This is a genomic window from Paenibacillus terricola (assembly GCF_014779765.1).
In the GTDB taxonomy this organism is placed as follows: Bacteria; Bacillota; Bacilli; order Paenibacillales; family Paenibacillaceae; genus Paenibacillus_T; species Paenibacillus_T terricola.
Window position 1 is genome coordinate 433,803 of record NZ_JACXZA010000004.1, and the last position, 12,106, is coordinate 445,908.

The 12,106-nt window shown below is 56.9% G+C and carries 8 protein-coding genes; 2 read left to right on the top strand and 6 right to left on the bottom strand.

What is annotated here, in order from left to right; all coding sequences use genetic code 11:
- The first annotated feature begins 3 nt into the window (after positions 1-3).
- Positions 4-2,262 (top strand): tetratricopeptide repeat-containing glycosyltransferase family 2 protein, encoded by a 2,259-nt coding sequence (locus tag H8B09_RS18135; protein WP_191204954.1) that lies wholly within the window; start codon positions 4-6, stop codon positions 2,260-2,262.
- Between the two features lie 512 nt (positions 2,263-2,774).
- Here the strand turns inward: H8B09_RS18135 and H8B09_RS18140 are convergent.
- The 3 genes from H8B09_RS18140 to H8B09_RS18150 all read right to left on the bottom strand — a co-directional run bounded on the left by H8B09_RS18140 (position 2,775) and on the right by H8B09_RS18150 (position 6,131).
- The gene (locus tag H8B09_RS18140) at positions 2,775-3,911 is read right to left on the bottom strand and encodes a glycosyltransferase family 4 protein (protein ID WP_191204955.1); all 1,137 of its coding nucleotides are present in this window, start codon (positions 3,909-3,911) and stop codon (positions 2,775-2,777) included.
- A gap of 5 nt (positions 3,912-3,916) precedes the next feature.
- Complete coding sequence (locus tag H8B09_RS18145) at positions 3,917-4,642, bottom strand: glycosyltransferase (RefSeq protein ID WP_191204956.1); 726 nt, start codon at positions 4,640-4,642, stop codon at positions 3,917-3,919.
- A gap of 118 nt (positions 4,643-4,760) precedes the next feature.
- The gene (locus tag H8B09_RS18150; protein WP_191204957.1) at positions 4,761-6,131 is read right to left on the bottom strand and encodes a hypothetical protein; all 1,371 of its coding nucleotides are present in this window, start codon (positions 6,129-6,131) and stop codon (positions 4,761-4,763) included.
- A 143-nt stretch (positions 6,132-6,274) separates the two neighbouring features.
- Between H8B09_RS18150 and H8B09_RS18155 the strand changes: the two genes are divergently transcribed.
- On the top strand, positions 6,275-7,645 hold the full coding sequence (locus H8B09_RS18155) for a sodium-dependent transporter (protein ID WP_397376080.1): 1,371 nt from the start codon (positions 6,275-6,277) through the stop codon (positions 7,643-7,645).
- A gap of 162 nt (positions 7,646-7,807) precedes the next feature.
- On the opposite strand, the gene H8B09_RS18160 is transcribed toward H8B09_RS18155, so the two are convergent.
- From H8B09_RS18160 to H8B09_RS18170, 3 genes are all read right to left on the bottom strand, one after another.
- Entirely contained in the window at positions 7,808-9,688 is a 1,881-nt protein-coding gene (locus H8B09_RS18160) for an ABC transporter ATP-binding protein (RefSeq protein WP_191205169.1), read from the bottom strand.
- A 113-nt stretch (positions 9,689-9,801) separates the two neighbouring features.
- Positions 9,802-11,535 carry an ABC transporter ATP-binding protein gene (locus H8B09_RS18165; RefSeq protein WP_191204958.1) on the bottom strand — a complete coding sequence of 578 codons (1,734 nt, stop codon included), beginning with the start codon at positions 11,533-11,535 and terminating at the stop codon, positions 9,802-9,804.
- 36 nt (positions 11,536-11,571) lie between these two features.
- A complete protein-coding gene (locus H8B09_RS18170) occupies positions 11,572-12,051 on the bottom strand; it encodes a MarR family winged helix-turn-helix transcriptional regulator (RefSeq protein ID WP_191204959.1) in 480 nt (159 codons plus the stop codon).
- Positions 12,052-12,106: the final 55 nt, after the last annotated feature.

Here is a 12,106-nt window from a genome sequence, read left to right on the forward strand (position 1 = left end):
CGGATGGAACGGGAGAATCTGCCGGGCGTGTCGCTTTGCATGATCGTGCGGAACGAGGAAGCTTTTATCGAGGCATGTTTAAGGTCCTCCCAACCTTATGTGACGGAAATGATCGTTTGCGACACAGGCTCAACGGATCGAACAGTGACGATTGCGCAGTCGCTTGGTGCACGAGTGGTCTATTGGGAGTGGACGGATGATTTTGCTGCCGCCCGGAATTATTCTATATCGTTGGCATCGCAGCCATGGATATTGGTGCTCGACGCGGATGAACGGTTGGAGCCAATGGCAGTGGAGGAATGGAGGACGCTGCTCGGGGCAGAGGGGCATTGGGGCTACTATGTTCGGCTTATAAGCCGCCTTGGACCGACGGATGCAGAGCAAGAAGGGGCGGCTGTGACCGATGCCGTCTGCCGATTGTTCCGCAACGATGCACGCATTCGGTTCGCAGGGATCATCCACGAAGAGTGTGCGACGGCTGTAGCCGCACTGCATGGGCAGCCGATTGCGATCTCATCGCTGGTGATACGGCATGAAGGCTATCGAAGCGACGTGGTGGCGATGCGGAGGAAGGGCGAGCGGAATGCGAGTCTGCTCACTCGGGCGCTTGCGGCGAGTCCAGATGATCCGCTGCTGCGTTATGCAGCAGGAACGGAGCTGCTTGGCGCAGGCCGCTGGTTAGAGGCTGCGGCGTGGCTGCAGCCATTAACGGGGCAACTGGACGAGAGCTGCGGCTTCGCGTCTGATGTCTATTTGAAGCTGTCCCATGCTTATCGGATGGCAGGTTGTCCAGACGAGGCTGTTGCGGCGGCTGGAGAAGGATTGCGCGTATATGGCGATTTCCCTGACCTTTATGAGGCGCTGGCAGCCGTGTATATGGATCGGGATGATGCGCGGGCAGCTCTGCAGGTGCTGCAACAAGCAATTGCCATAGGGAAGGCGGCGCCGTACTATTCATCCGTCGAAGGCGCTGGCGGCTATCGGACAATGTACGAAGCGGGCGTTGCATGTGAGCGATTGTACGATTGGCGGGGAGCTGCGACTTTTTACTCGGCAGCGCTTAAGGAGCGTCCGGGGCTGGAGCGCGCATGGGTTCGGCTGCTGCTGCTTGCTCAAGGAGCTGAAGGTGAGCTTGTGCAAGCAGGCATGCAGCTATGGCAAGATGCGGTAGAACAATTGCTGATGCTGCGGGGCAAGGCCGAGGATGGGGAAAGTGCGCGAACGTTAGAGCGGAAGCGGCTGTCGGTGGCGCAGTTGCTGCTTCAACTTCATGAAGCGGACATCGTTGCTCCTTACGTTGAACGACTGATAGAGGGAACGGGAGAGCGTGGGGGATGGCTGCTCGGATGGCTGAGGCTGCAGCAGGGCGATCTGGCGGATACGGAGCGGCTATGGGCAGAAGCGCTGCCGTATTTGCAGGACGGTGAAGCAGCAATGCTTCAAGTAGTATTGGATTGCATCGGGCATGGCAGGCGGGAAGGGCTGGACGCGGTGTTTGATGAAGCGCTGCTGTTAGCCGGGGATTGGAGGAGTTGGCTGCAGCGGACAATGGACAGCGGTGGTGCAGGGCGTCCGCTGCCGCCAGTGCTGCAGTTAGACGCGCTGCTTCGTAGATTGGAGCGGGAGCATAAGGCTGGGATAGGAAGCGAATCGAGTTATGCTGCGGATGGGATTGTCGGCGGAGGAACGGAGACGGATCGTTGCATGAAGCAGAAGGCGGGCGAGGGGAATCGGGCTGGGTATGGTGGAGAGCGGACGGGTGACGAGGGAGATGACGCGGGTTGTGGCATAGAGCGGACAGGTGAAGGGGGAAATGAGGTTGGCTGTGGTGTAGAGCGGACGGGTGGCCGAGGAACTGAGGCAGGTCGAGGGATAGAGCAGAATCCGAGAGAAGCAGCCGAGGCGAGGCGTGGCCGGGATAACGGGTTGGCAAAATACGCGTGTCAGCCTGCGCAGCTTCGTTTTGCAGGTTCGCCGTTCGCGGAGGAGCTTGCAGCCGGGCTGCTGGCGGCAGCGGCAGGCCGTTGGCGCGAGGCGTGCGACTGCTTCGCCGCCGCCCGCTCTGCGGCGGCGCATCCGTTGCAAGGGCGCGCGGCAGCGTCCGCTCTTGCAGCTGCTTTCGCCGCACGAGCGAGCGAGACGCTCGCGAGCGGCGATTATGCCAGCGCATGCGGAGCCGGCGCCGCTGACATGCTGCCGCAGCCGCTAAGATGCTGCAGCGAGCTGCGGCTTATTGCTCTCACGGCGCTGTATCCGCCGTGAGCTAGTGAGAGGGGATGCGGGACGCGAGGCCATGATGCAGACGGGGCTAGCGCTCCGGACCGTGAACGGAAATGTGCTGTGGCTTGTTGACTTCGTGGCGCTATGTCCGAATGAGATGTCATGAAGTTAGCATCGGAAGCCGTGGTGTCGACGAAACGAAAGCTCCGGTTCGCGAGCTGCGGCTTGTTGGCCTCGCGTCGCAATACCTGAGTGAGATCTCAGAGGTGATACAGGAAGCCGTGATGTCGACGAAATGAAAGTTCTGATTCGCGAGCAGCGGCTTGTTGATCTCGCGTCGCAATACCCGAGTGAGATATCAGGGGTGGTACAGGAAGCCGTTGTGTCGACGAAACGAAAGCTCTGATTCGCGAGCAGCGTCTTGTTGGTCTCGCGTCGCAATACCCGAGTGAGATCTCAGAGGTGTTACCGGAAGCCGTGGTGTCGACGAAACGAAAGCTCTGATTCGCGAGCAGCGTCTTGTTGGTCTCGCGACGCTTTATCCGAGTGAGCTATTATGGTGCGGGACGGGAAGCGAGCTGCTGCTCGATTATCTCCATCCAGCTTTTGCGCCAGCGGCTAATATCGAACGACAGCGCTGTTTCGCGTCCGAACTTGCTGAATTTGCGGCGGAGCGGCTTGTCGTTGAGCAGGCTGTCGACAGCATCGGCAATCGCATCCGAGTTCGGCGGCACGCGTCTTCCGTTCAGTCCGTCGATCACGAGATCGTTCAAGCCCCCGACATCCGTCGCCACGACGGGGACGCCGCAGCTCATTGCTTCCAGACAAGCAAGCGAAGTACCTTCCGAGAATATGGTCGGGATGACCGCAATGTCTGCTCCCGCGTAGGCTTGTCGCATCTCATCCATCGAGTAAGCGCGCTGTTCGATGCGCTTCTTCGCGGGATGTGATTCATGCCATAAGCGGAATGCGTCAGCAATATTCGTTCCGTCGACGAGTTCGCCAGCGAATTCAATTACGAGATCGCCGCGCGTCTGCAGCAGCCGCTCCGCAGCGAGCATCATCGTTATGACCCCGCGCTCATAGCTTAAACGGCGCGGGACGATTACCCGATAGCCGCGCTTGCGGGGTTGATTGCGGTTTGCGCTGCTTGTTGGCGTATAGAGCTCGGTGTCGACGCTATTTGGGAGCAACGTGATTTTATCCCTATCATCGAATTCGCATGTTGCTCTTGCATACGTCTGAAAATGCGAATCGACCGACACAATTCGGTCGAGCTGCTGCACTGCCTGTCGAAAGGCAGCCGCTATCCCGTCCTTCGTGCTCATTAGCACCGAACCATGATCCCAGTTGATCCCATGACAGATTCCGATGCTGCCCGGCTTGAATCTGATCGGGTGCCACAAGCAGCTTGCGTAGATGAGGAGCCCTTCTGCTTCTTCTGCCATCGATTCGAACGCCTCCGACACTTTGCCAAGCTCATAGGTGTGGCCGATGACCTCCGTTCCTTCGAATGAAGTACGGAATGGCTCGAAGTAGGACAGTTGATGCACGACCGGACGCAGCCCCATCGCATGGATGACGCCGCACAGCTCTCGAATATACCGTTCCAGCCCGCCGCCGAACAGTCGCTTGAACTGCCGGTTGTACCCGTCCACATAGCTATGGGTTAGAATGCTGACCGTCTGCATCCGTTTCACTCCTCCTCGACCCATCGAACCAGATTCGGCGCAGGATCGAGTATCGACTCGTATTGATCGACGTTGCCCCAGCGGCCATCGGGGTCCAATTCCTTATAACGATTGTATTTGGCGAGCCGGTCGGATGTATCGCCCGCCCAACCCCAGTGCTTCACGCGCAGCTCCGAACGCAGTCCCGGCAGTGCGGAGCAGGTGAACGGGAGTCGGGGGACGTGATGATCCCATTTGGGGTAAGCATAATGGAAGCCGGGGAGATGGCGGACGAGCATCATCGTATGGCGGCGGTGCAGGTTCCACCATAGATCGTCGCGATAGTGCGTCAGCGATCCCCAAAAATCAAACATGCGCAGCGCAGCCCAATCATATTGATCTTGATCGATTAGCTCCCGTAGACGGCGAATGGTGCGGCGCTCTAGAAACTCATCCGCATCGATGGCGAGCAGCCAGTCGGGATCGGTTGACACCGCTGTTTCCCACAGGAGTGAGCGCAGCTTCCACTCTTCGCCGAACATCGGACGCCGCAGCTCCACAAGACGTACAACCTTCGGAAACGCGCGACACAGCTCTGGCGTGCCGTCTGTGCTGGCATCGTCGACGATGACGATCTCATCGACAACGTCGGACAGCTGCGCAAGCGATGCCTCCAGATAGCGTCCGCGCTCGTTGCGCACCTGCATCATTGCGGTCAGCTTGTTGCCGGAAGCTTTGCGCAGACTTTGCATGCTGAACCCTCCCTATTGAATCGTAATCACGTGGTTGAGTGACTGATAAGCTGCAGAAATGCATCATATGGAGCGTCCGCCGCCGCCGTCCAACGCCTCGCGCTACCGCGGCCTCGCGCTACCGCAGCGTTGCGGTGCCGCCGTCGGCGAGGCGCTGGACGGCGGCGTCCAGCAGGGACAGCTCCGTCAGCGCGCCGATGGCGTCCTGTCGCATCTCCGTCGCGCGAAGGAACGATAGAATCGCCTCGCGCCGGCAGCCATTCAGCAGGAGGGCGGTGCCTTGCAATAGCTCATAGTCAGTGCGATCTTTTGCAGATAGCGCTGCCCTTTGCCCGAGCCACTGGCTCGCACGCCTTACACACCCCGATTGCAGCAGCGAGTCAACCAGCAGTTGACGAGCTGTCGATGTGTGATCGGCGTACAAGTTACTCCATTGCCCGTCTGCATTAGTGCGCATATCCTTAGTACTCCCCTTGGCATGCTGCACCCCTCCAGCATCGCTTTCCCCATTCTCGTCGTCCGCTACATTCGCTTGTTCTGTATCGCCACCTACTCTTGTCGCCAATTCGTCCACCAACTTCTCCAGTCTTGCCGCCGCTTCCCGATGATCATCGTTCAACCGCAGCAGCATGACCGCGACGAGCTCGTGTTCGCCGTCTGCTAGTCTTCGGCGGAGTTCTTCAGCCCTGGCACGTTCAATGGGAGTAGTGGCTGTTGCTTCATATGCCTGTACCGCCGACTTCAGCTTGCCCTGCGAGGCAAGCAGCGCCGAACGAAACCGATAAATGCCGTCGAGCGCATGCTCGTCGCCTTGCAGCACAGCATGCTCAAACGCGCCAAGCAGTTCCCGTTCAGCGCCGGCAGTATCGCCGAGCAAATAGAGATAGACCGAACGATAGAACATGAATACGGAGTTCTCTCCCCGCTCGGACAGTTTCTCCCGATAAGCAGCTTCCCGCCGCTGCCGCTGCAGCCTGCAGAGCGGCGAGGGGTCGGTGCCGTCCGCCGCCCATAGACCTGCTTGCGAGGCGAACCAGTCCGACGTCTCGTCCGCGCCATCCCATACAAACACATTGTCGCGGCGAAATGACAGATCCAAATAATACGGCTCCGACAGCGTCATGACGAAGGAGGCTTCTCCCGCCAGACGTCCGCGCCAGTTCGCCTCCAACTGATCCTCGCCCGCCTCCCCGGCTGTCCACGCGCCTAGCAGTCGGGGGCGTAGAGGCAAAACCGCTGCCGCCCAGCACGGATGCAGCACGAAGGCTGTCACTCGGCTCCAGTCGACGCGCTGCAATTCGCCAGTCGACAGGGCGGTAACATTGGACGGCGCGCCTGCCAGCGACCGCTGCGGATTGTTCGTGACCCAGCGGATCGGATGTTTGGCGGCAATCGGAGACAGATGAGCGGAGAATAGAGTGTTGTTCCAAGGCGCATCGGGAAAAACGACCACGCAAGGTCGGTCCGATGTTGTCGTTGTTGGTTTCACGGCTGGCGCCTCCCTGACCTAGATAATGGCATTGTATGGGCGAATGACGGGGAAGGTGCGAATCGAAGCGTTCGAATTGAAATGGATCATGTTGACAACAATACTGCTGTCGAGAGCGCGAGTATGCAGAATGAGGTGGCGGCATGAGCAAGGATCAGCAAGCAAACATGGTTCACGAAGAAACCGACACGACGACCGGCACGAAGGAGAGGTTCTCGCGATCCGGATTTATTTTGGCTGCGATCGGCAGTTCAGTCGGTCTCGGCAACATGTGGAAGTTTCCGTACATAACGGGTTTATACGGCGGGGCGGCATTTTTTCTCCTGTTCACCATCTGTTTGCTATTTATCGGTTTGCCGGTTCTTATGGCGGAAATGACGATCGGGCGGGGCGGACGAGGAAGCCCGGCGATTGCATTGGTTCGTCTCAGCGGCCAACGTCTGTGGGGCGGATTCGGAGTGCTGTCGATTGCCGGGGCTTTCTTCATCATGTCGTTCTATGCCGTCGTTGCGGGCTGGACGATGCATTATGCAGTCCTTTCATTCGGGGGAGTCATTCATGAGGGCGTCGACGTGGCGGCAACCTTCAATAACTTCATTGGCGGCTTTCTCCCGGTACTGTGGCAGTTTATCGTTATGGTAGTGACAGGATGGATTGTCATTCGAGGCGCGTCGGGTATCGAAAAGTTCAACAAAGTGCTCATTCCGGCGCTTGTTCTCATTCTGCTCTTCCTGATGGTTCGGGTGCTGATGCTGCCAGGGGCAGGGACGGGCGTCGAGTTTTTCCTGAAGCCGGATTTCAGCAAGCTGTCGAATGAATCGGTTCTCGTAGCGCTCGGCCACGCCTTCTTCTCGCTGTCGCTCGGGATGGGGACGATGATGACGTACGGCGCTTATGTCGATCGAGAGCAATCGCTCGGAGGGGCAACGCTCGCTGTCGGCGGGGGCGATCTGTTGTATGCCCTGCTGGCGGGTCTTATTATTTTCCCGACGACATTCGCTTATGGCATCGAACCCGGGCAAGGACCGGGGCTTGCGTTCGTTGCGCTGCCTGCCGCATTCTCTGCGATGCCGGTCGGATGGTTGTTCGGCGGCTTGTTCTTCCTTCTGCTAGCCATTGCGGCGCTCACTTCTTGCGTCTCGCTGCTCGAGGTGCCTATCGCGTATGCGATTGATCGGTGGGGCTGGGGGCGGAACAAAGCGACGATTGTGACATGCTCGCTCTGTTTTCTCGTAGGCATTCCGTCTGCGATTTCCGTAGGGGGAGCTGCTCAGGGGCTGCATTGGGGATCGCGGTCGTTCTTCGACTGGACCGATTTCATCGCGTCCAATATCATTCTTCCTCTTGGTGGGTTGGTAGTTACAATATTCGTTGGTTATGTCTGGAAAAATGCTGCGAAAGAAGCTGGTCTGACAGCAGGCTGGTTCATGCTCTGGTTGTTCATCCTCCGCTATGTGGCGCCCATTCTGATCGTGCTCGTATTCCTCCACACTTCGGGGATTATTAAGATCTAAGAAGCAGCTTGGCAGCGCTGAAACGAAGTCTCGATAAAAATTTAACAGCCCGCCTTCCCAGTCAAGGGAGAGCGGGCTGTTCTACCGAATAAGATACCTCTACGTGAGGTCGCTCATCCCTGAACGACCTCGATAGAGTTCTTCTCATTGCGAAACAGATTGCTAAATCGCTTCCGGCTGCTTCTTGCTTCCCGAGAATTGGCTCTCGTACAGATCAGCGTAGAAGCCGCGCTGCGCAAGCAGCTCTTCGTGCGAGCCTTGCTCGATGACAGCGCCTTGGTTCATGACAAGGATGCGGTCCGCATCGCGAATCGTCGAGAGACGGTGCGCGATAACGAAGCTTGTGCGGCCTTCCATCAGCGCGTTCATCGCCTGCTGGATGTGGACCTCTGTCCGCGTATCGACGCTGCTTGTCGCTTCGTCAAGGATGAGAATTTGCGGATCGGCCAGCACGGCGCGAGCGATAGTGAGCAGCTGCTTTTGACCCTGTGACAGGTTGGAGGCTTCCTCATTCAAAATCGTATCATACCCGTCCGGCAGCGTACGGATGAAGTGATCCGCATAGGCAGCTTTCGCCGAACGCACGACATCCTCTTCCGTTGCACCGATACGGCCATATGCGATATTGTCGCGAATCGTGCCGTTGAACAACCAAGTGTCCTGCAGCACCATGCCGAACTTGTTGCGCAGTTCGCCGCGCGGCATATCGACGATGTTCTTGCCGTCAATCGTAATCTGCCCGTCATTCAGCTCGTAGAAGCGCATGAGCAGATTGATCAGCGTTGTTTTGCCGGCGCCGGTTGGTCCGACAATAGCGATCGTCTGCCCTTGCTTCACGTCGATGTTCAGATCGGTCATGAGCGGAGCATCTTCCTTGTAGCCGAACTTCACATGCTGGAAATTCACTTCTCCTGCAGCGGCTTTATTCAGCGAAACAGCATTGCTCGGAGAAGTCGCACGTGCCTCCGGCACTTCCTCTTCCTCATCCAGCAGCTCGAATACGCGCTCCGCCGAGGCGATCGTCGATTGGATAATGTTCGCGATCTGAGCGGTCTGCGTAATCGGCATCGTAAATTGGCGCGAGTACGAGATGAACGCCTGCACGTCACCGACGGTAATCCGTTGATGGAGCACGAAGAGGCCGCCGGCTACGCTGACAAGAACATAGCCGATATTGCCGATAAAGCCCATCAACGGCATGATGTTGCCTGAGATAAACTGCGCGCGCCAGCCAGACTGGTACAGACGCTCGTTCACTTCGTTGAACTTGTTGACGGCTGTCTCTTCACGTCCGAACGCCTTGACGATCGTATGGCCCGTGAACATTTCTTCAACATGGCCGTTCAGCTCGCCGAGCGCTTTCTGCTGACCGATGAAGTGAGTCTGCGACTTCGACGCTATCATTTTAATCACAAAGAAGCTGAGTGGCAGGGTGATGACCGTAATCAAGGTGAGCAGCGGGCTGATCGTCAGCATCATGACGACAACGCCGATGAGCGTGACGATAGCGGTAATGAACTGCGTCAAGCTCTGCTGGAGCGTACCGCTAATGTTGTCGACGTCGTTGACCGCGCGGCTCAGAATTTCGCCATGCGTCCGCCCGTCGAAAAATTTAAGAGGCAGCTTCGCCAGCTTCTTATTCACGTCTTCGCGTATCCCGAAGACGGTACGCTGTGCGACCCCGGCCATAACATATTGCTGGATGTAGCTAAATACCGCACTAATGACGTACAGCACTGCCAATGTAATAAGAATACGGCCGATAGCGTCATAGTCGATGGAGGCATTAGGATCGCCATTGATGCGGCCCATCAGTCCTTCGAACAGTTTGGTCGTCGCTTTACCCATAATCTTCGGTCCAAGAATGGAGAAGACGGTGCTGAGCACCGCGGTAATGAGCACGATCATCAGGGAGAAGCGGTGCGGGCGAAGGTAGCCGACAAGCCGGCGAAGGGTGCCTTTGAAGTTTTTCGCCTTCTGACCTTTCATCATCATGCCTGCCGGGCCGCCGCGCGGTCCGAAGCCCATGGCGCCTGGTCCCATGCCCCCAGGTGGACGTTTGTCACCGCCAGATCCGCCAGCGCCTTGCGGTCCGCCACCGCCGCCGCCGCGTTCTGCCAAGTGAGCAGGTTCGGATCGGAATTGTCCAATGGTTCTCATGCGATCTCCTCCTCCGACAGCTGCGACATGACGATCTCACGATAGATTTCATTGTTGTCCAGCAATTCGCGGTGCGTGCCGATACCTGCGATTTGACCTTCGTCGAGCACGATAATTTGATCCGCGTCCATAACGGTGCTGACCCGCTGTGCGACGATAATGACGGTTGCATCCGTCGTTTCGGGACGAAGCGCCGCACGCAGCTTGGCATCCGTCTTGAAGTCGAGCGCCGAGAAGCTGTCGTCGAACAAATAAATGAGCGGCTTGCGTACGAGCGCGCGTGCAATCGACAGACGCTGCTTCTGACCGCCGGATACGTTCGTACCGCCTTGAGAGATGATCGATTGATAGCCTTCGGACATCTTCTCGATGAAATCGGATGCCTGCGCTACTGCCGCAGCATGCCGAACTTCTTCATCTGTCGCTTCTTCGCGTCCGAATCGAATATTGTCTGTTACTGTACCGGTGAACAGCATGGCTTTCTGCGGCACGAGTCCAATCGTTTCGCGCAGCGTCTGCTGCGTCATCTCTCGAACATCGATCCCGTCGACCGTAACAGCGCCTTCGCTGGCGTCATAGAAACGAGGGATTAAGTTCAGCATCGTAGATTTACCCGAACCGGTACCGCCGATAATGGCCGTTACTTCGCCAGGGGACGCCTTGAACGAAATGTTCGCCAGTGCCGTCATCTCCGCACCTGGATAACGGAAAGATACATCGCGGAACTCTACCGTACCTTTCGCTTGATATTCATTAGTTGTCGCTGACTTCGCAGGATCTTCAATGTTCGGCTGCATATCGAATACTTCCTGGATACGTGCAGCGGAAGCGGATGCGCGCGGCACCATGACGAACATCATGGAGGCAAACATGAGCGCAAACATGATCTGCCAAGCATATTGAATGAACGCCATCAGATCGCCGACTTCCATGCCGCCGTGGTCGATGCGGATGCCGCCGAACCAAATGATCGCGATGCTCGCGCAGTTGATGATCAGCATCATGACCGGCATCATGGCAGCCATCATTCGGTTGACCCGCATGGCGGTATCGGTCAATTCGCCGTTCGCCGTCGTGTAACGAGCTTGCTCATGATTCGTGCGGTTGAATGCCCGGATGACGCGGATACCCGTCAGATGCTCGCGGAGCACAAGATTGAGGCGATCCAATCGTTTCTGTTGGAGACCAAATAGAGGAATTGTCCGTTTCGAGATGAATAGAATAACAAGCGCAATAACCGGCACAATCGCGATAATGACGAAGGATAGCTTCACATCGCGCGACAGCGCCATAATGATGCCGCCGAAGCACATAAGCGGCGCCATAACGAGCACGCGCATCATCATCGTTAACACCATTTGAACCTGTGTAATATCGTTCGTTGTACGGGTAATGAGAGAAGCGGTGCCGATCCGGTCAAACTCGTTCATCGAGAACCGTTCGACGTGCGCGAACAATCGGCTGCGCAGATCGCGTCCGAAGCCGCCTGCTGCCTTGGCTGACAAATAGCTGGCACCGATAGAGCAGAGTGTGCCGATGAACGCGACGAGAAGCATGAAACCGCCGATTCGCCAAATATAATGAGTGTCGGCATACATAACGCCTTTGTCGACGATATCTGCGAGCAAGGTTGGCAAATATAAGTCGGAGAGCGTCTGCAGGAAAACGAATACAAGCACACACGTAACGGCGATCCGGTACGGTTTCAAATAACGCAAAAGCTTGAGCATGTGGAGAAAAGTCACCTCTTTCGATAAGTAGGCGGATTATTTGTCGTGCAAAGGGGAGGAACAGGTATCTGCATTCTCTGAGGAATAGAAACGGAAAATTTCTTGCAAGGTGTCAACTAGTTCGCGGCTCCGTGCTTCGCCAAGATGCTCAATAACACTGCTCATTTTGTTCAGCATGATCGTGTGGTTGCGGCTCATGACGGCTTCGCCTTGTTCGGTCAGCCGAAGGCGGACGGCTCGTCGATCTTTTGAATCGCGGTGTCGTTCAAGGAGGCCGCGCGCTTCGAGCACATTGACCATCTGGGTCACCGTCGGCATCGTTACATTCAGTGAGCGCGCCAAGTCTGAAGCCTTCGGTCCTGCAGGCTCCTGCCGAGTCGCTTTGAAAATATGAAACAGGGTCATAACCTCAGTCCTCGTATGGCCGTCACTTGATTTCAAGCCGGTCCAATTCAACTGACGCAGCTGGCGAAACGCATGCATGAGCTCACGTGACAGTTGCTGATTCTCGTCCAATCGTATATCGCCTCCTCTGCTCTTCTATATACTTTGATTAGCTAACCTAATTATA